The 24,218-nt window shown below is 42.3% G+C and carries 23 protein-coding genes, 5 pseudogenes and 1 CRISPR repeat array; of the genes and pseudogenes, 10 read left to right on the top strand and 18 right to left on the bottom strand.

Annotated features, from left to right (window positions below):
• Window positions 1-307: 307 nt before the first annotated feature.
• The 9 genes from cas6 to H8744_RS13555 all read left to right on the top strand — a co-directional run bounded on the left by cas6 (window position 308) and on the right by H8744_RS13555 (window position 10,253).
• Complete coding sequence (gene cas6, locus H8744_RS13515; RefSeq protein ID WP_262435339.1) at window positions 308-910, top strand: CRISPR-associated endoribonuclease Cas6; 603 nt, start codon at window positions 308-310, stop codon at window positions 908-910.
• Between the two features lie 12 nt (window positions 911-922).
• On the top strand, window positions 923-1,483 hold the full coding sequence (locus H8744_RS13520; RefSeq protein ID WP_262435340.1) for a hypothetical protein: 561 nt from the start codon (window positions 923-925) through the stop codon (window positions 1,481-1,483).
• The gene (cas3, locus tag H8744_RS13525; RefSeq protein ID WP_262435341.1) at window positions 1,476-3,623 is read left to right on the top strand and encodes a CRISPR-associated helicase Cas3'; all 2,148 of its coding nucleotides are present in this window, start codon (window positions 1,476-1,478) and stop codon (window positions 3,621-3,623) included. The genes H8744_RS13520 and cas3 overlap by 8 nt, the downstream gene beginning before the upstream one ends.
• Before the next feature lie 3 nt (window positions 3,624-3,626).
• Window positions 3,627-4,952, top strand: coding sequence for a hypothetical protein (locus H8744_RS13530; RefSeq protein WP_262435342.1), 1,326 nt, complete (start codon window positions 3,627-3,629; stop codon window positions 4,950-4,952).
• A gap of 11 nt (window positions 4,953-4,963) precedes the next feature.
• Window positions 4,964-6,025 carry a hypothetical protein gene (locus tag H8744_RS13535; RefSeq protein WP_262435343.1) on the top strand — a complete coding sequence of 354 codons (1,062 nt, stop codon included), beginning with the start codon at window positions 4,964-4,966 and terminating at the stop codon, window positions 6,023-6,025.
• A gap of 59 nt (window positions 6,026-6,084) precedes the next feature.
• A complete protein-coding gene (cas4, locus tag H8744_RS13540; RefSeq protein WP_262435344.1) occupies window positions 6,085-6,597 on the top strand; it encodes a CRISPR-associated protein Cas4 in 513 nt (170 codons plus the stop codon).
• Entirely contained in the window at window positions 6,594-7,610 is a 1,017-nt protein-coding gene (gene cas1b, locus H8744_RS13545) for a type I-B CRISPR-associated endonuclease Cas1b (protein WP_262435345.1), read from the top strand. The genes cas4 and cas1b overlap by 4 nt, the downstream gene beginning before the upstream one ends.
• Entirely contained in the window at window positions 7,610-7,873 is a 264-nt protein-coding gene (gene cas2, locus H8744_RS13550) for a CRISPR-associated endonuclease Cas2 (protein WP_262435346.1), read from the top strand. Before cas1b ends, cas2 begins: the two co-directional genes overlap by 1 nt.
• 214 nt (window positions 7,874-8,087) lie before the next feature.
• A CRISPR array of direct repeats spans window positions 8,088-8,630; the repeat unit is 29 nt; unit sequence GTGTTAATTGTACCGTTTGGAATTGAAAT.
• 264 nt (window positions 8,631-8,894) lie between these two features.
• A complete protein-coding gene (locus H8744_RS13555) occupies window positions 8,895-10,253 on the top strand; it encodes an MATE family efflux transporter (protein WP_262435347.1) in 1,359 nt (452 codons plus the stop codon).
• Window positions 10,254-10,288: 35 nt separating this feature from the next.
• Here the strand turns inward: H8744_RS13555 and H8744_RS13560 are convergent, their stop codons facing one another.
• A complete protein-coding gene (locus H8744_RS13560; protein WP_262435348.1) occupies window positions 10,289-11,926 on the bottom strand; it encodes a B12-binding domain-containing radical SAM protein in 1,638 nt (545 codons plus the stop codon).
• Window positions 11,927-12,021: 95 nt separating this feature from the next.
• Here H8744_RS13560 and H8744_RS13565 point away from each other — a divergent pair, with 95 nt between their 5' ends.
• Window positions 12,022-12,294 (top strand): hypothetical protein, encoded by a 273-nt coding sequence (locus H8744_RS13565; RefSeq protein WP_262435349.1) that lies wholly within the window; start codon window positions 12,022-12,024, stop codon window positions 12,292-12,294.
• 175 nt (window positions 12,295-12,469) lie between these two features.
• On the opposite strand, the gene H8744_RS13570 is transcribed toward H8744_RS13565, so the two are convergent.
• From H8744_RS13570 to H8744_RS13640, 17 genes and pseudogenes are all read right to left on the bottom strand, one after another.
• Window positions 12,470-13,486, bottom strand: a complete 1,017-nt coding sequence (locus tag H8744_RS13570) for an aldo/keto reductase (protein ID WP_262435350.1) — start codon at window positions 13,484-13,486, stop codon at window positions 12,470-12,472.
• Window positions 13,487-13,523: 37 nt separating this feature from the next.
• Window positions 13,524-13,640 (bottom strand): annotated as a pseudogene (locus H8744_RS18920) (DUF418 domain-containing protein); the annotation flags it as partial.
• A 183-nt stretch (window positions 13,641-13,823) separates the two neighbouring features.
• Window positions 13,824-14,984, bottom strand: a complete 1,161-nt coding sequence (locus H8744_RS13575) for an aldo/keto reductase (RefSeq protein ID WP_262435351.1) — start codon at window positions 14,982-14,984, stop codon at window positions 13,824-13,826.
• A gap of 25 nt (window positions 14,985-15,009) precedes the next feature.
• Window positions 15,010-15,762, bottom strand: a complete 753-nt coding sequence (locus H8744_RS13580; RefSeq protein WP_262435352.1) for an SDR family NAD(P)-dependent oxidoreductase — start codon at window positions 15,760-15,762, stop codon at window positions 15,010-15,012.
• A gap of 133 nt (window positions 15,763-15,895) precedes the next feature.
• The gene (locus tag H8744_RS13585) at window positions 15,896-16,960 is read right to left on the bottom strand and encodes an MBL fold metallo-hydrolase (RefSeq protein ID WP_262435353.1); all 1,065 of its coding nucleotides are present in this window, start codon (window positions 16,958-16,960) and stop codon (window positions 15,896-15,898) included.
• Window positions 16,961-16,964: 4 nt separating this feature from the next.
• Window positions 16,965-17,194: pseudogene (locus tag H8744_RS19055) on the bottom strand (LbetaH domain-containing protein); the annotation flags it as partial.
• 120 nt (window positions 17,195-17,314) lie between these two features.
• A pseudogene (locus tag H8744_RS19060) lies at window positions 17,315-17,470 on the bottom strand (iron-containing alcohol dehydrogenase); the annotation flags it as partial.
• Between the two features lie 11 nt (window positions 17,471-17,481).
• A complete protein-coding gene (locus H8744_RS13600) occupies window positions 17,482-18,054 on the bottom strand; it encodes a flavodoxin (protein ID WP_262435354.1) in 573 nt (190 codons plus the stop codon).
• Between the two features lies 1 nt (window position 18,055).
• On the bottom strand, window positions 18,056-18,889 hold the full coding sequence (locus H8744_RS13605) for a carboxymuconolactone decarboxylase family protein (RefSeq protein ID WP_305067376.1): 834 nt from the start codon (window positions 18,887-18,889) through the stop codon (window positions 18,056-18,058).
• A 130-nt stretch (window positions 18,890-19,019) separates the two neighbouring features.
• Window positions 19,020-19,832, bottom strand: coding sequence for a helix-turn-helix transcriptional regulator (locus H8744_RS13610; RefSeq protein ID WP_262435355.1), 813 nt, complete (start codon window positions 19,830-19,832; stop codon window positions 19,020-19,022).
• A 218-nt stretch (window positions 19,833-20,050) separates the two neighbouring features.
• Complete coding sequence (locus H8744_RS13615) at window positions 20,051-20,614, bottom strand: sugar O-acetyltransferase (RefSeq protein WP_262435356.1); 564 nt, start codon at window positions 20,612-20,614, stop codon at window positions 20,051-20,053.
• A 3-nt stretch (window positions 20,615-20,617) separates the two neighbouring features.
• A pseudogene (locus H8744_RS19065) lies at window positions 20,618-20,998 on the bottom strand (cyclophilin-like fold protein); the annotation flags it as partial.
• 36 nt (window positions 20,999-21,034) lie between these two features.
• Window positions 21,035-21,664 (bottom strand): annotated as a pseudogene (locus tag H8744_RS19070) (flavodoxin); the annotation flags it as partial.
• A complete protein-coding gene (locus H8744_RS13625) occupies window positions 21,661-21,873 on the bottom strand; it encodes a tautomerase family protein (protein WP_262435358.1) in 213 nt (70 codons plus the stop codon). The pseudogene H8744_RS19070 and the gene H8744_RS13625, both read right to left, overlap by 4 nt.
• A 198-nt stretch (window positions 21,874-22,071) precedes the next feature.
• Window positions 22,072-22,923 carry an aldo/keto reductase gene (locus H8744_RS13630; RefSeq protein ID WP_262435359.1) on the bottom strand — a complete coding sequence of 284 codons (852 nt, stop codon included), beginning with the start codon at window positions 22,921-22,923 and terminating at the stop codon, window positions 22,072-22,074.
• Complete coding sequence (locus H8744_RS13635; protein ID WP_262435360.1) at window positions 22,913-23,308, bottom strand: hypothetical protein; 396 nt, start codon at window positions 23,306-23,308, stop codon at window positions 22,913-22,915. Before H8744_RS13635 ends, H8744_RS13630 begins: the two co-directional genes overlap by 11 nt.
• Window positions 23,309-23,387: 79 nt before the next feature.
• Complete coding sequence (locus H8744_RS13640) at window positions 23,388-24,212, bottom strand: carboxymuconolactone decarboxylase family protein (protein ID WP_305067377.1); 825 nt, start codon at window positions 24,210-24,212, stop codon at window positions 23,388-23,390.
• Between the last annotated feature and the right edge of the window lie 6 nt (window positions 24,213-24,218).

Here is a 24,218-nt window from a genome sequence, read left to right on the forward strand (position 1 = left end):
GAGCATTTTGTCAGGGAAATGCGAAATTAACTATGAAAATTGTTTTTATTAAAGGGAGAAAATAATTCAATTACTATTACAATTTTTTATGGTGATATGTATTGAGGTCATTATAATTAGTGTTTTGGAGCTATTTCAATTGCCTTATTTTGTGTTTAATGGCATTATAAAGAAATAATACACATTTAAATGTTGAATTTACAGATTATATTCTTTCCTTTATGAATAAATACAAAGATAACATATGCGAATAACTTTAAAAACTACTTCAAACACTTCGATCATCCCTTTCAACTATCAGCAAAAAATGATCGGTACAATTCATAAATGGATTGGAAACAATGAAATACATGATAAAATATCATTGTATTCTTTTTCATGGCTACATGGTGGAAAACTTGTGAAAGATAAAGGATTTGATTTTCCTGAAGGAGCTATATTCTTTATTAGCTTTTACGAGAATAAATATTTGAAAATATTGATAGATACGATTCTGTCCGATTCGGAAATGTTTTGTGGACTGGAAGTGAAAGATATCACAATAGAAAAACAACCGGTTTTCAGAAAGGAACCACTGGTCTTTAGATTGGCCTCTCCGGTTTTCATCAAAAGAAATATTGACGGTAATAATAAGTTTTTCTTTTATACCGATGAAGAAAGTAGCGTTTTGATGACAGAGACTTTAAGGCATAAGATGCAGATTGCTGGTTTGCCTGACGATGAGACTTTAAAAGTTGAATTTGATCTATCTTATCCGGTTAAACAAGTCAAGATGGTAACAATTCATGGTATTAAAAATAAGGCAAGCATGTGTCCTGTAATTATTCATGGAACTCCAGAAAGTAAATTGTTTGCTTGGACAGTCGGCGCTGGGAACAATAGCGGCGCCGGGTTCGGGGGGTTGATATAATTTATGTTGACTATGAAATATTTTATTGTTAAATATTCTGGGCCTTTCGGGTTTATCAAACCTTGGACCGCAGTCCGCGATGCGAGTGGTGGTGAGACATACTCACAACAGTTTTTAACTCCATCAATTATAGAAGGTATCAGACAAAAATTGGAAGTTTCTTCCATTCTACGTCATAAGCTCACTTATATGGGAATTGATGTTCAGCAAGAAGTAGTCCAGGCAAAAGCTTGGGCTAAGAAGGGAAAGCAATATATAAGAGAACGATCTATCCTTAAACGTGGCGTGTTACTTCGCCCTACTTTATTTTTGGCTTTTGAAAATGAGGCAGAAGCTGAAAACGCTTCATTGCAACATATCTGCTTATGCCGGAATGAAGACATACTTTTACCCGATGTTGCTGTAATGGAATTGAGTGAAGAAGAGTTTAATCAAATTGACGGGTATGAACTACGTTTTGGAACAGGCAATGGCTCTTTTCTTGTAGGTTATAACCGCTTCTGTAACAATGAAGAAATGTATGGACAAATTGTAATGACCGGTAATCCTATTCAAAAAGAATCTTATGAGTAAATATGATCATATTCTGGCAAAGAGTCCTGAAAAGGGAGGAACCACTTTGAAAGTTCATCTTGAATCTGTAGCCTTTTTTGCCGTTATTGCTGCACGATATGCAGGGGTTGACCCTGAAGTTGCCAAATTGGGAGCCTTATTGCATGATATAGGTAAGGCAAGTCCATTATTTCAGAAACGATTTGGAAAAGGGGTGAAGGCTCCGGATGGGTTTAGTTTTAGACATGAAGTAGCATCCTTATTCTTTTTGAATTTGGTAGATAGGGAGTTATGGCCGATGATAATTGATATGGTGGTTGCTCATCATAAATCTATCTATAATGATTCTGCTCGAAACGGTATTCTGGACATGGATGAGGGTAATGGTGAAGATATTTTAGATTATCATCTAACAGATTTTTCTTTATGGAGTATAGATGCATTGGGAATTCTAAATGAATTAGATTTTCCAAATATCTCACCGGATACACATATAAGCGAAGCAGATGCACGTGCAGCTTATGAATTTGTACTGGAACATTGTAGGAAAAAGACGAGAGGCTGGTCTGTTTGGAGAGGATTATTGATGGGAGCTGATCATTTTGTTTCGGCTACCGAAGGTCAAAAAGGAGAACTTCCGGATCTGTTTACTATTCCAGATGTGACTTATTATAAAGACAGGCAAAATAAACTATATCCTTTATCTTTGATAGTGTCCGATCTTAAAAAGAGGCATACATTTGTAAAAGCTCCTACGGGTTCCGGAAAAACTGATTTCTTATTAAAGCGTTGTCAGGGTCGCATCTTTTATACATTACCTTTTCAAGCCTCTATCAATGCGATGTATGAACGTATTAAAAGAGATTTGGGCAATAGTGTGAAGGATATTCGTCCATTACATTCCACTTCACGTTTAGCTATTGAAGACGGAAATGTAATAGAGAAAGCTATACAAGATAAATTCGGTGCTGCTATAAAAATACTGACTCCTCATCAGTTGGCATCTATTTCAATGGGGACAAAAGGGTATGAGTCAATTTTATTTGATTTGCAAGGATGTGATATTATTTTGGACGAGATACACACGTACTCAGATATGATCCAGTCTATTGTATTGGAGATGGTCAGAGTTTTGAACCATGTCGGTTGCAGGATTCATATTGGTACGGCAACGATGCCATCTGATTTAGAGAAAGCTATTCTTGATATTTTAGGAATTGAACAGGTGCAATACGTTGAATTGCCAGTACCTGTATTGGAATCATTCAATCGCCATATCATTCATAAAGCACCCTCATTTACAGCATTACTTCCTGTATTGCAGCAGGCGGTTGCGGAAGAACAAAAGATACTTATTGTATGTAATCGTGTGGCTCATGCTCAAGATGTCTTTGAACGAATAGAGGAATTGTATCCGGATATTGACAAAATGTTGATTCATAGCCGTTTTAAACGGGGAGATAGAAATCGTCTTGAAAAAGAATTGATGGAAGTTTATAATAAGAGTTCTCATGCTTGTATAGTTGTTTCCACACAAGTCGTGGAAGTGAGTCTGGATATTAGTTTTGACATGATGATTACTGAAACAGCTCCAATTGATGCCCTGATTCAACGTTTTGGTCGGGTCAACCGGATAAGGAAGGAGAATCCAACCAGTAAACCTATCTATGTGATTGCCCCTTCAGATAATGAAAGGGATAGTTTGCCATATTCTCACGAAGTTTTATTACGAAGTTATGACGTACTGCCGGATGGTGCTTTGCTGAGAGAAGCAGAATTGCAATCTCTGATAAATCAAGTTTACCGTGAGATTGAAATGATAAATATTGGCCTTGATGCAATTTTGGTAAATGGTAAGTGGAGATTGGGAGAATTAAGACATCTTTCTAAATCGGCTTTAATAGATAGTATTGATATTGATTCCGCGGTATGTATCACTCAGGAAGATGAAGAACGTTATAGGGAAGCTACTCCCGAAGAACAGATTTTAATGGAGATTCCGGTAAGATATAGTTCCTTAAAATGGAAAAAATTGAAACAGTTAAGAAATTTCAGATCAGATCCTTTTATAATTCCGGATGTAGCTTATTCAATCGAAAGAGGACTTGATATCTCGAAAGTAGGAGCAGAATATTATGATACAAATTATCAATTTTTATAGCTTATGTATACATCAACGATAGGACGTACATTCCTTAAGGCTTATAATACTAAGTTTCATACGGAACATACAGCAAAATCTTTTTTTGAAGAGATATTTATCCCGTTGTTTTTTGGGCATCCCAAATATATGATGACGGCAGGGAATTCTCCTCTTGAAAATCCCAAACTGAGTTGGGATGACATGATTAAAGGTAAGAAGCCTTTTGAAACGGATGAACGTAGACAAGAGCGAATCTCCAAGACGATTCACAAAATTGATTCAGAGGAAGCAGATGCGAGCATTGCTAGAGGATATGGAGTAACCAATTTAACTGCTGCAACTTCAGGACAAATTACGAATATTGATTTACCTGATAACAAAGAGAATATATACTTATCTTGGATTGGAGATGCTTTGGGAATTGGAGTTACTGGTGGCTTAATCATTTTGTTTGACCATGAACAGTTACTTTTGGATATATTCGAAGGTTGGCAGTATTATCGGAGATATTTGGAACAGTATCCAATGATGAAAGGTAATCAGATAAATACATGGAATGGCAGATGGATCACTCACCGATATAGCAGTAACTTTGACGAAGATGATCCTACTTCTGAATTTAATCCTTTGAATCCATCAGATAATGAGATATTTAATCTGCAAACAATTGCATGGGTAGACGTTTTGTTGAATATTGCTCGTAGAATAGATATGGATGATATGGTAGGATACCTATATAGTATCGGACAAACGAATACAACAATAGGATTTATACCATTTAGACTAAAAGACATCCTTCGTCCCAATCAGTTATATGTAAAAATATTTGGAGAATCGGCATTGAAGAAAAATTCAAAAAAATTGTCTCAGCTTTATGGTACCGCTATCGGGTTGAAAGCTGCCTGCCAATTGGGATCGATTGGTATTCCGGCTATGGAACCAAAAGGACTCCGACCTTTTTTTAATACCCAGAAAGGGGAGGGGAAAAAGATTATTTATAAACAAGATGAAGAACAGGAAATAACATTTAATACTTACTTAATTTGGATAATGGCTATGTTGAATAATGAAAAGTTATGGGATATGTCCCAGGAATTTGCGAAATTACTTTTGAAATATGAAGCAGGTGCTGAAAAAGGCAGAAGGGATCGAACAAATAATGTAAATCAATTACTTCGCTCCAGTCGTAAAAAAGATTTTATAGAAAAATTGATACCTCTTGTAAAAGAAGAGGAAGACACCGAAGGATTTGGAAATATGGCAAAGGTAGTAAATATAATGCCTGACGACAATTATCCATATTTCAATACTTTGATTAGATTTCAATATGCATTATTAAACAAATAAATATTATAACAATGAAACCATACATTTATTTAAGAGGACTGCGTCATGTAGATTTATCCGTATTTTGTGTAGACGGTGGACAAAAGTCGTATTGGGACCCTGTTTTTAATACAAGAGTGCCTTATTCAAGTGGACAGCAAGTGAAAAGAAGCATTCTGGATGCCATAAGTTGCGAATTGCAGTCGGAGCCATCTTCTGTAACTTTTGTATTTGATGTGAATAATAAAGGAGCTTTGGGAGAAGGAGAAGTGCTATCGCTTTGCGATCCGCAATATTTCGATCAGCTTTTGGGTGGTTGGATGAGAGCTGCTAAAGGTGGTAGCGAACGCACGCTTAAACGGAGAAGCCCACTTTCCATTTCTGCTATGCGTCCATTACATCCATTGCTGGGTGGACGATTTAATGAAAATGTAACTTTTGACCGTAGTGATAAACCTGAAGTTCATAAAGTTATTGTTCGTGATGCATCTGGTAAACCTATGTCGGAAGAGCAAATCGGAGCCTTATTAGCCGGGACGGATCGAAGCTTGTACCGTAAATGGATTCCTGAAAACGGAAGAGCAACCGGATTGTTCATATATGACGTGGCAATTGATTTGCGTACACTTTTTGCAGTTTCAGTAAATCAGATGGAACCGGAGTTGTCAAAAGAAAAAATTGAAGAACTCAAAGAAAAAGGTTGGATATCTTCTCAAAATGCATTTGGAGAATGTCTCATTATGCCAAAGTCTGATAGAGAGAAAGTTATTCCTGCTATTGCGAAAGCATTGATCAATTGGAAAATTTCCAGTAATCAGGCACGAACCTTCAGTTTGATGGAAACATTAGCAGTTGCCATAAGTGATAATGCCAATACTTTGGCGGGTGCAATTCGGGCAAAGCTGATAGCTGTCGATTCTGATAAGAAGATAGCAAAACCCTTGGTTGACGAGACTGCCGGTGCAGATTTGTTTATAGCATTGCCCTGTTCAGGCTACATGATTACTGAAACAGAATCGGCTGATGCATTACATGAAGCGGAAGACAGACTTATTGAGTTGATGCTATCATTTGATTACGAAAATCAAAAATAAAACAGTTCAGGCAGAATAAGTTATGTATATTCTGCCTGATTCTTTTTAAATTTAATATTATGAATCTCACAGGTACTCATTTTAATTATTATCAAGTTTGCAAGCGTAAGTTATGGCTTTTTGCAAACGGTATCAATATGGAATATACATCTGATCTTGTATATGAAGGAAAACTGATTCACGAAGAATCTTATCCGCAACGCTCTTCAAAATATGAAGAAGTGGAATTGGATGGAGTCAAAGTCGATTATTATGATACTTTACATAAAATAATTCATGAGATAAAGAAATCGGATAAGGTGGAGGCTGCTCACGAATTACAGTTGAAATATTATATGTATGTTTTTGAAAAGAATGGCATTGAAGGAATTTCGGGAGTGTTAGAATATCCTGTGTTGAGAAAAAAAGATAGCGTGATTTTAAGTGATATAGATCGGGAAATGATTCGGGAAATAGAATTCGATATACAACGGGTCGTTGAATCCATGACTTGTCCGCCAATAGAGAAAAAACGAATATGCAAGAATTGTAGTTATTTTGATTTTTGTTTTAGTGGGGAGGAAGAAATATGAAGAAAACTTATTATTTATTCAATCCGGGACAACTTGAACGTAAAGACAATACTTTAAAATTCACACCAGTTGCTGAGGATGGCAGTGGTGAGGAATGTGCCGGTCAATCTCGTTATTTACCAGTTGAGGACGTAAATGAATTTTATGTATTTGGTTCATTACGTGCTAATAGTTCTTTGTTTAATTTCCTTGGACAAAAAGATATTGCAGTACATTTTTTTGACTATTATGAGAATTATACAGGTTCATTTATGCCTAAAGATTCTTTACTTTCTGGACGGATGTTGCTTGCTCAAACATCCGCTTATCAAAATAAAAAGAAAAGGCTGTTTATAGCTCAGAAATTTATAGAAGCAGCGGCATATAATATGTTAAAGAATCTTCAGTATTATAACCGTAGGGGGAAAGATATGGAAGATATGATGGAATTAATAAAAAATTATGCTTCCAAACTTTCTGAAACAACATCTGTACAAGAATTAATGGGTAGAGAAGGCATGATCCGCCAAACTTATTATGATGCATTTAATTTAATACTGAATGATTATGAGATGGGGAATCGTACGAAACAACTACCTCAGAATGAAGTGAATGCTTTGATTTCTTTTGGAAATATGATGTGTTATACCTTGTGTCTACGGGCTATTCATCAGACACAATTAAATCCTACAATTAGCTTTTTGCATACACCCGGAGAGAGACGTTATTCGTTAGCACTTGATATTGCAGAAGTTTTTAAGCCTGTTATCATTGACCGGGTGATTTTTAAAGTTTTGAATAGAAAAGAGATCCAAGAAAAACATTTTGATACAAAATTGAATCGTTGTTTGCTCAATCAAAATGGGAAGAAGATATTTGTAAAAGCCATTGAAGATAAACTTACTGAAACTATCAAACATCGTACTTTGAACCGTAATGTGAGTTTTCGTCATTTGGTAAAACTTGAATGCTATAAATTGGCAAAACATGTATTGGAAATTGAAGAATACAAACCTTTTAAAATGTATTGGTGATGTATGTTATTTTAGTCTATGATTTTGGAGAAAAACGGGTTGCTAAGATGTTGAAGCTTTGTCGTAAGTATTTGAATTGGATACAAAATTCCGTTTTGGAAGGAGAAATATCCGAAGTCCGCTTAAAAGAGTTACTTATACTTGCCAAAGGGTTTATGAAAGAAGATGAAGATAGCATTATAATTTTTAAAGGTTCCAAACAATATTCTTTTGAAAAAGAAATTGTTGGAAAAGAGCGATGCCGTATAGATAATTTTTTGTAATTTAGTTGTCGTTGAGTATAAAGGGTATCCTTTACTGATATTCATATACTGCACTTTGTTCTTTGAAATCCTGATATTTAATAAAATAGCTATTGTGTCGATGCCCGATACTTTTTATATAATTGACCATCGACATATTTTTATGTTATAAAGTGGAATTTGAGGAGTTGCTAATGTGTTTGATATTAGAAATTTATGATTTTATTTGAGAAGAGTGTTAATTGTACCGTTTGGAATTGAAATCCGTGTAGGTGGTGTAGTTGTAATCCGTTATCACCCTGTGTTAATTGTACCGTTTGGAATTGAAATTGACCAAAGTAAGCGAATAGCAATAGGAAGGCGAAAGTGTTAATTGTACCGTTTGGAATTGAAATCTCTATAAATACTCTTACTTTCTTCATAATCGTTTGTGTTAATTGTACCGTTTGGAATTGAAATTTGTTCCTCGTTCTCCTTTTGTTCATCGTTCGAAGCGTGTTAATTGTACCGTTTGGAATTGAAATTGGAATGGCAACTCTTTAAGAGTGTACAAGGATAGTGTTAATTGTACCGTTTGGAATTGAAATGAGGTAGCCCTTCCGTACGCGTCGACGGTGAGTTTGTGTTAATTGTACCGTTTGGAATTGAAATAGGTGGTGGGCTTGTCGGAGGTTATCTTGTTCCAGTGTTAATTGTACCGTTTGGAATTGAAATTATGTGGGGTCTACTCCATATATGGCTCATACATAGTGTTAATTGTACCGTTTGGAATTGAAATGTGAGACGATGTAACCTCTTTACCTTCCCCTTTTGTGTTAATTGTACCGCTTGTGTAATTTAAATTGAAGGGATCAGTCCGATATCGGTTTTACTAAGCCTCTTAATTGTATCATTTGTGGAGTTGAAACTTCCTAAGACGGGAGAAAAGCAGTGTAATATCACAGTATTAATTATATTTTTGGAATATACATAAATAAAATAGCCTTATTTTATAACCAGTTTTTATTGTACCTTTGCAAGCATTTTTAATTGACGATTGATTATGGTAAATAAATATGAAGCACGGTTGAGTACAGAACGTATGCTACCGCTTGTTTTCAAAATGGCGCTTCCGGCAGTAGCGGCCCAGTTTGTAAACTTGCTTTATAATATGGTGGATCGTATTTATATCGGGCATATACCTGGTATTGGAACGGAGGCTTTGGCAGGGGTTGGTGTGACTACTTCAATTATAATTCTGATTTCTTCTTTTTCTGCTATTGTAGGTGGTGGTGGCGCACCTTTGGCTGCCATAGCTTTGGGACAGGGAGATCGGGTACGGGCAGGTAAAATATTAGGGAATGGTTTCATTTTACTAATTTTATTCACCATTTTCACTTCACTTACGGTGTATCTCTTTATGGAACCTATCCTGATCTTTACGGGTGCCTCTGAACGTACATTAATCTATGCAGTCGATTATCTTTCCATTTATCTGATCGGCACAATTTTTGTAGAAATAACCACCGGACTAAATACTTTCATCAATTCTCAAGGGCGTCCAGCGATTGCGATGTGTTCCGTTCTGATTGGTGCAGTATTGAACATTGCTCTTGACCCTATTTTTATTTTTGGGTTGAATATGGGAGTAAAAGGAGCAGCATTAGCAACCATACTTTCTCAAGCTTGCAGTGCTTTGTGGGTATTGGCATTCCTTTTCTCCCGGCGCGCCTCTTTACCATTGGAGAGGAAGTATATGAAATTAGACAGGAGAGTGGTGATTTCAATGTTCGCTTTAGGTGCTTCTCCTTTTATTATGTCCAGTACGGAAAGTCTGGTGGGTTTTGTTTTGAATGGCAACTTGAAAATGTTTGGAGATATCTATGTCAGTGCATTGACCATTTTACAAAGTGCTATGCAATTTGGAAGTGTACCATTAGTCGGATTTGCACAAGGATTCGTTCCGATAGTAAGCTATAATTATGGGCAGGGTGATAAACAGCGTGTGAAAGATTGTTTCCGTATCGTGGTGACAGTCATGTTCTCATTCAATTTATTACTGATGTTGTTTATGATTCTATTTCCATCTACGGTCGCTTCGGCTTTTACCAGCGATACCCAACTGATTGATACAGTCAGATGGGCAATGCCTGTATTCTTAGGTGGAATGACTATCTTTGGTTTGCAGCGAGCCTGTCAAAATATGTTTGTGGCTTTGGGACAGGCTAAGATCTCCATTTTTATCGCATTATTGAGAAAAGTAATACTATTAATTCCGTTAGCGTTTATATTGCCCTATTTTATGGGAGTAGCTGGGGTGTATGCAGCCGAAGCTATTTCCGATGCGGCTGCAGCCATTTGTTGCACATTGCTGTTTCTATGGCAATTCCCTAAAATACTGCGAAGGATGCAACGGTCTTAAATGTTCAATCCAAGAGAAACCATTTCACTATCTCATTAGCTTTTTGCCTTAAAGACAGGTTCTGCTTTTTGTATTTCTGATTCATACCCGAACCAGAATCCTTGTTCTTCATCTTGATGCATCGGTAAATAACATAACCTTAAAGATTCCTTATATTCTCCATAGATGATAGTCCAATTTTTGGGAGGAAGTTGTCTTTTTGTTTTTACTTTTTCTGCTGGGATCTTTTTTAAAGACATTCCGGCTTCTATCCATGCAATACTTACCTTTGTTTGATAGTCCGGATAATTTTTCTTACAGAAATCATATAATATCATCCCTCTTCTTTCCAGACTTAAAGGCTGGTCTATCAATCCTATATTTATTAGATGATTCAGGAAGTCAGACAAGAAGTGCTTGTTTTCCAGCATTAGTGTTCTTGTGATCGATTGCCAGGCCGGAGTGTTGTAATAACCATCCAATAATCTTGAAAGAAAGCGTGCTGTTTGCAATCCATCTACTGTGATTTCTCTGGTTTGCAATACTTCGTAAGGCGGAAGGGGAGAATACCGGATACCAAGCTCTTCCGCTCTTCTCCGCATCTCTGTACCGGGGAGTAATTTTAATGATTCCAACTGTATTTCACCAGCTCCATATTCGGCTAATGTATGTACGTCATCAAATATTTCAGGCAGATGATACAGTGGTAATCCCGCTATGAGATCGGCATGTGTCACTGTATTGTTCAACGAGCATAGGTATTTCAGGCCATTCAATGCGTCAGCCAACCGTCCTATTCTTCGGCTTTTTTCCAGTACCGCTTCTTTTAAGCTCTGAATGCCAGCTTCCAGATGAAGTAGTCCTTTGGGCAGGCGTGCCAATTCCTGTTTCAATTCATCGGAGAGCAGTGCCGGATGTATCTCCAGATGAAAACAGATGTCGGGAGAAAATTCAAGGAAAAGATTGAGTAACTCTTTGGCTCGTTTATTATTATAGTTGAAAGTCCGGTCGAGTACACGGACATTTTTGATACCTTTCCGGTGAATTAGGATCAAACGTTCACGGATAGTATCTATAGATAAAGTTCGTACCGGCTTTTCACCACCACTCACGCAAAATGCACAGGTATTAAAACAACCTCGCGTTGTTTCCAGTTGCACGAATGGTTTGCTCCAGTTGAAGAAACAGCTCTTTTCCGGAGCCTTGAGATGGGCAAAATCCATGACACGTGCAATGCCATTGTCTTGATAATTATGAGATTGATCTAGATAACAAAGCCCGGTGATGGTATTCCATTTTCTTGAATCGTCCCAAATTTCTATCCATTTAGGAAAAACTTCTTCGCCTTCTCCGCGAAAGACGCAGTTAACAAAGCTGTTTTTCCGTAGAAAGGCTTCGTTATCACCAAGAAATTCCGGTCCGCCCAATGCAATGCAGCAATCTGGAAGCAATGTTTTGGCTCTTGATAGAATATGTAATAACTGTTCATGATTGAAAAGCCAGTTTGTAGCAGCGATAATATTCGGTTGATGGTGATAAATGCTGTTCGTCACCATTCCGATGTTTTCATTGATCGTAGCCGATACGATTTCCCATTCGATAGATTCGTTTGTTGCTGTCTGGGCATGTAAAGCCGGGAGTGCCAGTGAAGAATGTGCATAAGAGCTATTTAAATCGAGCCAAAGAATTTTCATAAAAGAAGTTCTGCATTTAATGGGGCAAAGGTATGAAGAATTTGCGAGATTTTGGCAGGAATCACTACTTATCCGTTGCCTTTTTAGGCAGATAAATGTCAGATATAGCTTTAATTTTTTCACTCCAAACCGTAACCATCACCGCAAAGAACTCTGTGTGTGTCAACAAAGATGCGCATATTTTCCTGTTATCAGGCATCTCATTGAAAGCCGTTAAATCCGAAGTAATTTTTTCCTATCGGAATAATCCGCATGGTCAGTTGTCCTATACCCGGATCTCGTTGGCTAACGGAGTATCTCAACTGGAGGTGTACTCGGCAAATCCGTTTGAGGTTTACCTGCAAAACCGTCCGTCACGGCTAACATAAGCCATGCAAAGAGAAATGAAAGTTTTGTTTTCGTATCTGTTATTTTTAAGTTATTCCTTTGCTGCAAAGGCAAAAGTAAAGCCCCGCAACGTCTTTGTTGCGAGGCTCAATTTGTTTTGTCAGGAAGTTCACTCCCTTTTTTGATTATTCAGTACCGGACTGAATGTGACTTGCTTCACTTATCTGTTCCTTCACTCCATTGTTTACCGAAACTCGTCTGTTCCGTTTCCACACATCCGCGATGTCCGTACACCTTACATTCATCCAACGCTGATTGTAACTGTCGAAATTCATCATCGGAAAGAGTGACATTCCAAGCCCCTAGATTCTCCAGAATTCTTTCCTGATTCTTGGAACCGGGAATAGGTACGACATTGGGATATTTATGGAGCATCCACGCAAGTGATATCTGGGCGTTGGTAGCATTTTTCTCCACGGTGAACCGATGCAGCAAATCGAGTATGGGCTGGTTGCCCTCGATATTCTCTTTTGATAATTGGGGAACGAATTTCCGCACGTCATCGAAGCCGAACCACTCCTGTGACGTTACCTTGCCTGAAAGGAATCCGCTTGCAATCGGTGAGAACGGTACGACTCCAATTCCTTTTTCAAGACATACCGGAAAAATCTCCGTTTCGCAATCGCGTTCCACCATCGAATAGATGTTCTGGACGGCAGACAAAGGAGTAATCTCATGCGCAGCTCGTATCTGGTCGGCCGATACTTGCGACAGTCCCCAACCACGTATCAGTCCCTCCTTAACAAGACGTCCCATGACGGTTGCCACATCCTCAAGCCGGACCGTCTCATTGATGCGATGCAGGTAATACAGATCGATATAATCCGTGCGAAGTCTGTTCATGGAATCTTCAAGATGCCGGTGTACTTCCCGGTAGAGATTCGTCTCGTCCGGTTTCGAAAGTTCACCAATATGAAATTTGGTGGCGAGTACCACCTCCTTACGGAACGGTTCCACAGCCTTACCCACCAACTCCTCGTTATGTCCAGCGTAGAATTGTTCTTTGCCATAGGCTTCCGCTGTATCAAAATGCGTGCAGCCGTAGTCGTATGCCTTGCGGATGGCTTCTATGGCATACGTTTCGGGCGGTACTTGTCCATAACCGTGGCTGAATCCCATACATCCCATTCCTATCGGAGATACTTCCAATTGTCCTAATTTCCTTTTATCCATATTGTTGTTTTTAGAGTAAGATTATTATTGAATTACTTTATTTCCTTATTTTTAACCACTTCCTATAAGTCAGCATCCGCCAGCTCCATTCCAGAAGTCCGAGGCGGAAACAGGAAAGCCATAGGGCACTGAATACCATCTGGACAAGAAAGATCATTCATCCGTACTCAGTTGTTCGACCATCGGGCAGTCGATGCGGCCATCGACCGAAGTCATCATGTGACTGATTGTATATGGTCTCGTATTCTTGGTTTTTATTTATAATACAAAAGTAAGGTAGCTTCTCCGTTCTGCCGGTAGACAAATTACGGATTATACTACCTTATTTACTGATTCTTTATCGGCCTACCTGACGTTGCTGTTCGGCATTGTACCGGTCTCCCACAACGGGAATGGCAGCCACAGCGTCCTCCAGTTCTTTCCACTCCCCGGAGCCGATGTTGAAGTCGAGTGTGTGCAGGTTCTCCTCCAGATGTGACAATTTTGTCGTTCCCGGAATCGGTACGATCCACGGTGCCTTTTGGAGTAGCCAGCCAAGAGCCACCTGTGCCGAGGTCATACCTCGTGTACGCCCGAAAGCTTGCAGTGCATTTACAATGCGGGTATTCGCACGCATCGCTTCCGGCTGGAAGCGCGGCAAGGTCTGGCGGTTGTCGTTGTTCACATCGAAAACCGTATATTCGTTGATACAACCTCCCAAAAAGCCACGGTTGATCGGACTGTACGGTACAAAGCCGATACCCAACTCTTGACATACATCAAGAACACCATTCTCTTCCACCAGACGGTGCATCAGATGGTACTCGCTTTGGATAGCTGTCAACGGGCAAACAGCGTGGGCTTTACGGATTGTTTCGGCACTGACCTCGCACATACCCCAGCGTTGCACTTTACCTTCCTTGATCAAGTCGGCAATGGTAGCCGCTACCTCCTCGGCCGGAGTATTCGGGTCGGCACGGTGCTGGTAGAACATCGGCAGTGAATCGAGTCTTAATCGGTGAAGCGACTCCTCGCAGTAGCGACGGATAGTTGCCGGACGGCTGTCCTGACGACCGGTTCCTTTGCCGTTGATCACTTCATGCCCGAATTTGGTAGTCACGTTGATCCGACCTTTGAACTCGGACAGCGCTTCTCCTGCCAGGTTCTCATTGGTCAACGGTCCATAAATGATAGCTGTGTCGAAGAGCGTTACTCCACGCTCTACCGCTTCATGCAACAGGCGGATACATTGTTTTTTATCGGGATGTTGACTGCGGTTGTAAGTCATGCCCATCACACCGAAACCGAGAGCCGACACCTCAAAGGCCGCCTTACCCGTACCCAATACACGATGTCCCTTAATACGGGTATCGGTATTGATACCTGATATTTCTGCTTGCCCTGTTTCCGAAGCGAATGCTTTGCTCAATCCCGAAGGCATGGCCATTGCGGCTCCTGCCAATGCAGCCGTTTTGAGAAATCCACGACGGCTGATATCCATTTTATTGTTTTCTTCCATGATTTTATGTTTTATGAATTATAACTTAATGAATGGAAAATGCCCCGTCCACTAAAAGGGCGTGCCCGTCTACGAAACTTGCCTGCGGTGAGCAAAGCCACAATACGGCATTGGCTATCTCTTCCGGTTTACCGAGCCTTCCGGCAGGAATATCGCGGACCAGTTCCTTTTCCAGATCAGGATTACGCCGTATCAGTTCTTCAGCCATAGGTGTTCGGATCACACCCGGACAGACGGCATTGATACGGATTCCTTTTGCCGAGTAGTCGATGGCAGCCGTGCGGGTCAGACCGATCACCGCATGTTTACAGGCGATATAGGCCGCTTGTCCGGGGAACCCCGTAACACCACCTTGCGACGAGGTATTGACAATAGCGCCACTACCTTGTTTCAGCATCTGGATAATCTCGTAACGCATACAGTTCCATACACCTTTCAGATCGACAGCTACCGTGCGATCGAATTCCTCGTCGGTAATCTCGGTCATTGGTCGTTGCGGGGTCTGTATCCCGGCATTGTTCAATGCAGCGTCCAGCCTGCCGTAAGTTGCAACGATCCAGTCGATCATCTCCTTTACAGCCTGCGTGTCGGACACGTCGCAGCGATATGCCACGGCTCTATACCCTTCTGAAACCAACTTCTCGACTTGTTCTTTCGGCTCATTGATGTCCACCAATACTACGGTTGCCCCCGCTTTTGCAAATGCTTCGGCCGAGGCCAGCCCGATACCTGCCGCTGCCCCCGTTACCATTACTACTTTTCCTTTTATTGTTTCCATGATTCTTTTGTTTTAATGTTCTGATGCAAAGTTACGAAGAGAGTCCCGCAACAACTTTGCTGCGAGGCTCAACGTTCTTTGTCAGGAAGTTCATTTTGTTAAAAAAGGAACGGGATGTATTTTATGGATTATTTCAATAGGTTATGGGACTACCGATGATACCATAGATTACATGCAGGCTGCTGTCCTTTGTTGCTGCCTGTTCGATTGTGCGGACTGGTTCGTCCCATGCGTGACGGGAGAGTGAATATTTGCTGTTGTGTACCGGCAGGACTTTAGCCGCATCCAGTTCGTGAATCTCAACCGGAAGCTGTTCGGGCATCGTATGGATATACCGCCAGTCTTCGTTGTATTGCCCGTTTTCGAGGATGGCAAGGTCGATATGCGGAAACCGTTTGCCGATTTCCGAGAAATGGGCACCGTAGCCGCTGTCACCACCGATATAGACCATAGAATGCCCTTCGAGCATGAATGAAGCCCACAGCGAGGGATTCTGCCGAAGGAACCGGCCTGAAAAATGGCGGGCAGGCAAACACGTGATCCGAAAGCCGGGTTCGGAGGTATAGACTTCATTCCAGTCCATTTCGACAATCTTCTCTGCGGAATATCCCCAGTATTCGAGATGTTCTCCCACACCGAGCGGACAGATGACTTTATCCACCTTGTCGCGTATCGCTTTTACAGTCCCGTAATCGAGGTGGTCGTAATGGTCGTGCGTGATGATAAGGTAATCCACCTCTGGGATGTCTTCCGGTGAGTAAATGTCCGTCCCCTTGAAAGGCTTCATCATAAGAGAGGCCGGGAAACCCGTCGTCAAAACCGGATCGACCAATATTTTCTTACCGCTGTTAATCAGCAGGTAAGACGAGTGGCCGAACCATACGACGGCATTTTTCGACAGGTCCAACTGTCTCAGGTCGGTCTTAACCGTACGGATGCTTTCGGACGGAACAAGATTGTCCGGTTTCTTTTCCGTCAAGTTGTCCCACATGATCCGCCACCGACTTTTATTGGTGGTCATAAACGGAGTCGGTTCCTGGTTTACGAATTGCCCCTCCTTGTAGTTCGGAGAACGTTTGATCCGTACCAATCGTTCTCCACGAGGAGTACGGCCGAAAGCCGGATGGTTCAGAGCGATAATGACGGTAAGAACCAATACTACAAAAATGGATATACATATAATCATTTTCTGTTTCATCCAATCATGGTTTTATCTTACGAATAAATTTGGCGGGATTGCCCGCGACAAGGGTATTTGGCTCCACATCGTGCGTGATAACACTGCCGGCTCCGACCACAGCATTCTCACTGATGGTAACTCCGGGCAGGATGGTGCCCCGGCTCCAATCCATACCTTCCGGCAGATATGTACCGGCTTGCAGGTAATCACATGACGATTCTCTGGATCGTGGTTATTTGAGATAAGCTGGACGTAAGATAACATCAATCTGTTTCTCCTTGCATATTCTCTGTCCGTCGAGTACGCTCGGATTGTATTTGGGTTGGGTTCGATGCCCCCCAATTCGTGGATTTCAAAATCCTTGAGTAGTTCCTTCACCTTGTCATAAAGTCCGAGGCGTTTGATGCTTCTCCCACCGTAGGCAAGAAGGACTTTATTTCCGATGGGGCGCATTACTTCGGGTAGTCTGTTGATAATACCTTTCCCGAAAATCAAACGGGTCGGGGTATGATATTTGGAATTTTCCATATCTGTCGTTTTTAGAGTTTTTCAATAATCTGCTTCGACCATCCGGTGACGTTTGCCGTACCACCGTTGAACAGTCGGCCTTCTTCCCATTCGATTTTGGGGTAGAGCCTCTTGAGTTGTTTCACGCTACCCGTGATTGAACTGCCACCTGAAGTGGCAAACGGAATAACGGTTTTACCCGCGAAATCATATTTCTCAAGGAACGTATTGACCGGACGCGGACACAAGTCCCACCATATCGGATAACCGAGGAACACCACGTCGTAATCTTTCAGGTCAATCGTTTCTCCACCTAACGCAGGACGTGATTTTTCGTCTGCCATCTCCACCGAACTGCGACTCGCCTTGTCGTTCCAGTCAAGATCTGCCGAAGTGTAGGCCGTAGCCGGAGTAATCCGGTAAAGTTTACCGCCAGTCTCTTTTGCAATAGCGGTTGCCACTTTCTCTGTGGTCCCCGTGCAGGAGAAATAGGCTACAAGGATTTTCTTGTCGGATTGCCTGTCGGTATCCGCTGTCTGTTTTTGTGCTTTCGACGAGCAACTGAAAGTAAGTAGGCTCATAAGTATCAATACTATCTGTTTCATGTCATTTTAATTTAGAATATTCTTCATCACCGACAGGTTCCAGCCACTCGGTACTGTTATTCTCACCGGGCACTTCGATGGCCAGATGCGAGAACCAGCTGTTGGGAGCTGCCCCGTGCCAATGTTTCACGCCTGCCGGAATATTGATAGTATCTCCGGGACGCAATTCCACCGGCTCTTTGCCCCATTCCTGGTAGTAGCCGCGACCGCCCACGCATACGAGTGTCTGACCACCGCCTTTTGTAGCCTTGTGTACGTGCCAGTTGTTGCGGCAGCCCGGCTCGAAGGTCACATTTACCACGGGGACTCCGTTCGTTACCACGGGAGCCGTGTAACTTTGACCGATGAAATACTTGACATAGGCATCGTTGGGTTTCCCCACGGGGAAAATGATGGTTTGCGCGTACGCTTCGAGCGAACCTGCCGCTACGCTGTCTGCATTACCGTCGGTCCAAACCTCTTTTGCCATACGGAAAGCTGCCCACGCTTTCGGCCAGCCCGCGTAGAATGCGGCATGGGTGAGTATTTCGGCTATCTCGGTTTGAGTCACTCCGTTCTTTTTCGCTGATTCGAGATGGTACTTGAACGAGGAATCGGTCAGTCCCTGCGACATCAGGGCCACCACGGTTACAATGGAGCGGTCGCGGAGCGAAAGCAGATTGTTCCGGCTCCACACTTCCCCGAAAAGAATATCATCATTCAAACGTGCAAATTCGGGGGCAAATTCTCCGAGCGCGTCGCGTCCGGCAGTCTGTTGGATTTTTACTTGTGATTTTGCCATGATCGGAAAAATTAAAATCAATAATAAAGCTAATGATGCTACTTTTGTTTTCATACGATATGATTTTTAGTTCGACATTTCCAAGACAATCAACAGGTTTTTCCTGTTTCCGATACAAAAGTACAGGCATTATTTCACAACAGCTTTGCTGCAAGGCTCAAACTGTTTTGTCCTGAAGTTCATCTTACCATGAAGGAGCGACACCATAAGCCTCCTTGTATATCTTGGAGAAATGTGACAGATTCTTGAAGCCCACATCGAAACAGGCTTCTGTCACTTTCTTTTTGCCTGATTTTATCAGACCGTGTGCAGCCTCCAAACGACGTTTGATAATCCACTTTTGCGGTGTCAGGTTGCTTACTTTGGCAAAGTCCCGCTTGAAGGTAGCCAGGCTGCGTCCCGTGTAACTGGCAATCTCCTCCAGAGAAAGATCACACATGTAGTTCTCGTTCAGATAGTCGAGAATGTCGATTTTCCACGGCTCCACGAAGTCAAACAACGAGGCATAGAGATTCCGGTCGGTATTGAGCAATACATATATCCCTTCTACCATTTTCAACTTCAGTACGTCTTCGGACGGTTTTTCGCCTGCATCGAAATAGGGAATGACGGATTCGAACAGCGAACGGATATCCGGTCGGTTACTTGGCAGTACCCGCAGGCTTACCTTCTCGCGTTCGGAATCAGTCGGAATTTGTTGCCGGTTAAGTGTCTGGTAAAATTCTCTTAGAAACGGTCTTGAGAACTTCAATACGATAGAACGGTAAGGCTTTCCGTTCTCAACCTTTTTCTGTAACCACATTCGGTTATCGCGCCGCATGAAAGCACAATCCCCCGGATGCAACACGGTTTTCTTTCCACGTTCTTCTATTTCCAGTTTGCCGGAGCATAAATAAATAAGTGTATGCTCCCTGTTTTCGTGGGCACATTCCCTGTCATCGGAGAAATAACTTGCTATAAGCATGTTCGAGCAATCGAATACATCTAATCGTTCCATATTGTCAGTCTTTAATTTTCGCAAATATAATGCATTCCAACCACAGAATCTTTGTTGTAAGGCTCAAATTTGGAAAACGGATAAAATATTTTTGTACACCTAATCTTGTATGGAAGCAGTTGCCTTACTGTTTACAGTACAACACATTACGGTTTCAACGGACCATAATAGTAAGATGCCGTGGCACCACCATTGATCAGAAAATCCGAAATAATACATCAGCGTAACCTTTTTATAAATTTAGCTGGGACACCGCCTACGACTGTATTTGCTTCCACATCTCTTGTTACAACCGCTCCGGCTCCGACAACAGCATTGTCACCGATTGTTACACCTTGCAAGATTGTTGCATTGGAACCTATCCATACATTCCTGCCAAGAACGATAGGTGCGGGATAAGTCGTCTGGCGGTCTTTCGGAACCAAGCCATGATTAAGTGTGGCAAAAACCACATTATGCCCGATCTGGCATCCGTCACCGATTATCATTCCGCCATGGTCCTGAAAATGGCAACAGGCATTGATGAAGACTCCCTCACCGACGGTAATGTTCTTGCCGAAATCGGTATAGAACGGTGGAAATACCCGAATTGATTCCGGCACCTTGTAACCGAACAGTTCTGAGAGCAATCCGCGTACTTCGTCGGGTGTGTGGTATGCTGTATTCAACCGGAAAGTGATACGTCTGGCCTCATTACTCATATCGTCCATGAAACGGTGTATCTCCTCCGTATTGAGTGCTTTACGCGTTTTTACATATTCTTTGAATTTATCCGTTTCCATCTCTTATCTCCTTTCTATTTTCACGGGTATATCCCCAGTTACACTTAACACTTCGATACCGTTTCCGTCAATACGACCGATTTTAATCAGGTCGCGACTATGTGACCAGCTCTTACAGAAAATCGCTACATTGCCCCACGGTGCATAGATAGCTATATCACCGGGCGTAGGAGTACAGCCCCGAGTGACGCCTTCGGTCGTTAGAGCCGGATCTGGATAGAAAATCTTCTCTGTCGTGTTGTTATAATCGTTCAGTGTTATCTCAAGAGGCAGGCGCGAGAGAAAATCCCGTGCGGTGGCATTGTCTTCCATCGTAGCGGTGATGGTGCGGTCACCGACTGTAATGTTTACGTTCAATGAAGATACATCGGGAGTTTCGGGTTCTTCCCGTCCGGCTCCAATCCCGTCGAGCCATTCTGTAACACGATTTTCCATTTGAGAGAGGGTTGAAGAGGTTAGTAATAAAGTCTGGTTGATTACGGTTGCATCTGGACAAAGGCTACGGGCTTCGCTGGCCGAAGTCGATATTCCGCTACTGCCGCTCGTGGCGAACAAGGCGATTCGTTTGCCGGTGAGTTTCGAGGCGTGTTCATGCAGAAACGTCTGCATTGGTGTCGCCATACTGCCGTACCAAATAGGATAGCCGACGAAGACTATGTCATAATTATCAAAGTTTTCCAGCGTTGTTTTAATAGCCGGATAATTACCTTGCTGGATAGCGGCCAACTCTTCCTGCGAGCGTTCCAACATGGCATTGTAGTCATCTTCGTAAGGCGTTTGCGGCTCGACTTCCAATATATCGCAGTCGAGTGTTGTCTGAATCTGCCGTGCCACCCGTTCGGTGTTGTTCGTGCGCGAAGCATACAGTACCAAATAGCAGCCGTTACCACCGGGTGTCGGTGTATTGGGTTCATTGTTATCGCCTCCCGGCTGTTCGGGAATTTCCGGTTGTTCGGGGCTGAACGGCTCATCATCGGAACCGCTGCAGGTTACCATCGACAGGACGGTCAACAGTAACAAGAGAATCAATAATAACTTTTTCATATTCATTTCTTATTTGGATCTATAATGATTGTTCCTGCCGGAATGCGCTGCATTGAATTTTCCCAGTCTTTCATCTCCACATCTTCGACGGATACGGATACGAATTTGGCGTCGATTCCGAGGGTTTCAATCAATGTGTTGCACAAATTCTCGGCTAATTTTTGTTTTGTTTCCCAGTCTCTGCCGGGTAACATGGTTACTGCAATGTGTGGCATAATCTTTTGTTTTTATTTGTTTATCTCTTTGATGCAAAAATAGACAGTCTCCGTCACACGCTTTGTAGATAATTCCTCGGTATTTATACCCGAATTACGGATTATGCTTTTTTAAAGGCAGAATCATCCCCGAAAAAACGAAAACTCCCGTAATCGTTTGAATTATGGGAGTATAAAAGTAATTTATAAGTATATTTATCATGTCGGGCACTTGATACTATAGAGCCGCTGCACCTCTTCCGGAGTGTGTAGGTCGAGAATCGTGTTGCATCCCGTATTCATGGAAGCGATTGCGGCCATATCCTCCGACGTCAGTATGAAATCCTTGATGTTGAAATTCTCTTCCATCCGCTGCCGATGTACTGATTTGGGAATGGCGATAACTCCTCGCTGTAAGTGCCAGCGCAGTACGACCTGTGCCACCGATTTATCGTATTTGCGACCGATGCCGGTCAGAATGTCGTCCGTGAACAATCCGTTCCGTCCTTCGGCCAAAGGCCCCCATGCTTCTGCTTGTACGCCCAGTTCCTGCATGATCCGTATCGCTTCGGTTTGCGGAGTATAAGGATGCCCCTCTATCTGATTGACCGCTGGAATAACATTCGTGTTATAGTATAAATCCAGCAGTCTGTCCGGCTCGAAATTGCATACCCCGATAGCCCGTACACGACCTTGTATATAGAGTTCTTCCAGAGCCCGCCATGCTCCGTAATAGTCACCGAAGGGCATATGGATCAAATATAGGTCGAGGTAATTCAACTCTAAACGGGCGAGCGAAGCATCGAATGCCCGCAATGTCCGTTCGTAACTCATTTCCGAAATCCATGCTTTGGTCGTGATGAACAGCTCCTCACGTAGAATACCACTTTTCCGAATAGCCGCACCGACCGCTCGTTCGTTACCATAGACCGAAGCAGTGTCGATAAGTCGGTATCCGATGGCAAGTGCATCAGTAACAACGCTTTCACATTCGGAAGCATTGGGTATCTGAAAAACACCGAATCCCTGTACCGGCATCTTGATTCCATTATTTAATACTTTAAAATTCATACTTTATAAATTCTTTTTTAATAGATTCAATCTTTTGTTGTAAACCAGCATACGCCAGATCTATTCCAATAACCCGAACTGACCGTACAAAAACACCTTGTATCAGAAATCGGAAAACATCATCGTAACTATCCGCGTCCCTTAGCCAGATTCCGAAATTATCATCCGTTATTCCATAAAGTCCGCAGTAATATTGTTGCCACCGAACTACCGCTTCCGACAGGTTGATGCCACCTATTACAGTCAAGACATCTACGACTACGGGAAAAACGATAAATACGGCAGAAAGCCACAATAGTTTTTTGTCGGAGAGTTTCAGGAATAAGGGCAGCAACATTCCCAAAAGAGCATACAAAAGCAGGATGTCACCGCTCCAAATAAACATCAGATGTAAGAATCCGATCAGAGCAGCACGAACATCCGGTGATAAAAAACACGAAAGTCGTTTGGATTGACAGAAGTCATTATTTATTCTGTTCGAGCTTGTCGTACTCCTCGTCCGTGACCGGTTCGAACCATTCGTTGGATGTTTTTTCTCCCGGAACCTCGAAAGCCAGATGCGCAAACCAACTGTCGGCTGCCGCTCCGTGCCAGTGTTTCACGTTAGCTGGAATATGGATGACCGTACCGGGCAGAATCTCTACTGCTGGCTTGCCTTCTTCCTGATACCAACCTCGTCCGGCTATACCGATAAGCATCTGTCCACCGCCTTTTGTTGCTTTGTGGATATGCCAGTTATTACGGCAGCGAGGCTCGAATGTGACGTTTGCTATCGACACTTGATCGCCCGAAACGGGTGCGAGGTAACTGTTGCCGATGAAGTATTGGGCGTATGCTGCATTCGCTTCGCCGATAGGGAAAATCATCTCACGCTGGAAAGCAGCTTTGGCATCTTCACTGGCAGTATCTTCCGCCCATACGCCTTTGGCGAGGTTGAATGCCGCCCAAGCCTTCGGCCAACCCGCGTAGAATCCGATATGAGTAATGATTTCAGCGATCTCGGTACGGCTAATACCGTTCTTCTTTGCTGTCTGGAGGTGGAACACGAGCGAATTATCCGTGATACCCTGACTGATAAGGGAGGTAATCGTTACTAAACTACGGTCACGCAGACCGAGTTTATCAGTGCGGCTCCATACTTCGCCGAAGAGAACATCGTCATTGAGTTCCGCAAATTTGGGTGCGAACTCACCGAGTTGGGTGCGTCCTGCCGTTTGTACTATCTTTTCTTGTGCCATAACATTGAGTGTTAAAATGCTGAATATTGAAATTAAAAGAATCTTGTTCATAGTTGT

The sequence above is a fragment of the Jilunia laotingensis genome, from assembly GCF_014385165.1.
Classification (GTDB): domain Bacteria; phylum Bacteroidota; class Bacteroidia; order Bacteroidales; family Bacteroidaceae; genus Bacteroides; species Bacteroides laotingensis.

Excerpts from the sequence above, each read along its gene's own strand:
- cas6 (WP_262435339.1), top strand. The coding sequence starts at position 308 with ATGATCGGTACAATTCATAAATGGATTGGAAACAATGAAATACATGAT.
- H8744_RS13520 (WP_262435340.1), top strand. The coding sequence starts at position 923 with ATGAAATATTTTATTGTTAAATATTCTGGGCCTTTCGGGTTTATCAAA.
- cas3 (WP_262435341.1), top strand. The coding sequence starts at position 1,476 with ATGAGTAAATATGATCATATTCTGGCAAAGAGTCCTGAAAAGGGAGGA.
- H8744_RS13530 (WP_262435342.1), top strand. The coding sequence starts at position 3,627 with ATGTATACATCAACGATAGGACGTACATTCCTTAAGGCTTATAATACT.
- H8744_RS13535 (WP_262435343.1), top strand. The coding sequence starts at position 4,964 with ATGAAACCATACATTTATTTAAGAGGACTGCGTCATGTAGATTTATCC.
- cas4 (WP_262435344.1), top strand. The coding sequence starts at position 6,085 with ATGAATCTCACAGGTACTCATTTTAATTATTATCAAGTTTGCAAGCGT.
- cas1b (WP_262435345.1), top strand. The coding sequence starts at position 6,594 with ATGAAGAAAACTTATTATTTATTCAATCCGGGACAACTTGAACGTAAA.
- cas2 (WP_262435346.1), top strand. The coding sequence starts at position 7,610 with ATGTATGTTATTTTAGTCTATGATTTTGGAGAAAAACGGGTTGCTAAG.
- H8744_RS13555 (WP_262435347.1), top strand. The coding sequence starts at position 8,895 with ATGGTAAATAAATATGAAGCACGGTTGAGTACAGAACGTATGCTACCG.
- H8744_RS13560 (WP_262435348.1), bottom strand. The coding sequence starts at position 11,926 with ATGAAAATTCTTTGGCTCGATTTAAATAGCTCTTATGCACATTCTTCA.
- H8744_RS13565 (WP_262435349.1), top strand. The coding sequence starts at position 12,022 with ATGTCAGATATAGCTTTAATTTTTTCACTCCAAACCGTAACCATCACC.
- H8744_RS13570 (WP_262435350.1), bottom strand. The coding sequence starts at position 13,486 with ATGGATAAAAGGAAATTAGGACAATTGGAAGTATCTCCGATAGGAATG.
- H8744_RS13575 (WP_262435351.1), bottom strand. The coding sequence starts at position 14,984 with ATGGAAGAAAACAATAAAATGGATATCAGCCGTCGTGGATTTCTCAAA.
- H8744_RS13580 (WP_262435352.1), bottom strand. The coding sequence starts at position 15,762 with ATGGAAACAATAAAAGGAAAAGTAGTAATGGTAACGGGGGCAGCGGCA.
- H8744_RS13585 (WP_262435353.1), bottom strand. The coding sequence starts at position 16,960 with ATGAAACAGAAAATGATTATATGTATATCCATTTTTGTAGTATTGGTT.
- H8744_RS13600 (WP_262435354.1), bottom strand. The coding sequence starts at position 18,054 with ATGAAACAGATAGTATTGATACTTATGAGCCTACTTACTTTCAGTTGC.
- H8744_RS13605 (WP_305067376.1), bottom strand. The coding sequence starts at position 18,889 with ATGAAAACAAAAGTAGCATCATTAGCTTTATTATTGATTTTAATTTTT.
- H8744_RS13610 (WP_262435355.1), bottom strand. The coding sequence starts at position 19,832 with ATGGAACGATTAGATGTATTCGATTGCTCGAACATGCTTATAGCAAGT.
- H8744_RS13615 (WP_262435356.1), bottom strand. The coding sequence starts at position 20,614 with ATGGAAACGGATAAATTCAAAGAATATGTAAAAACGCGTAAAGCACTC.
- H8744_RS13625 (WP_262435358.1), bottom strand. The coding sequence starts at position 21,873 with ATGCCACACATTGCAGTAACCATGTTACCCGGCAGAGACTGGGAAACA.
- H8744_RS13630 (WP_262435359.1), bottom strand. The coding sequence starts at position 22,923 with ATGAATTTTAAAGTATTAAATAATGGAATCAAGATGCCGGTACAGGGA.
- H8744_RS13635 (WP_262435360.1), bottom strand. The coding sequence starts at position 23,308 with ATGTTTATTTGGAGCGGTGACATCCTGCTTTTGTATGCTCTTTTGGGA.
- H8744_RS13640 (WP_305067377.1), bottom strand. The coding sequence starts at position 24,212 with ATGAACAAGATTCTTTTAATTTCAATATTCAGCATTTTAACACTCAAT.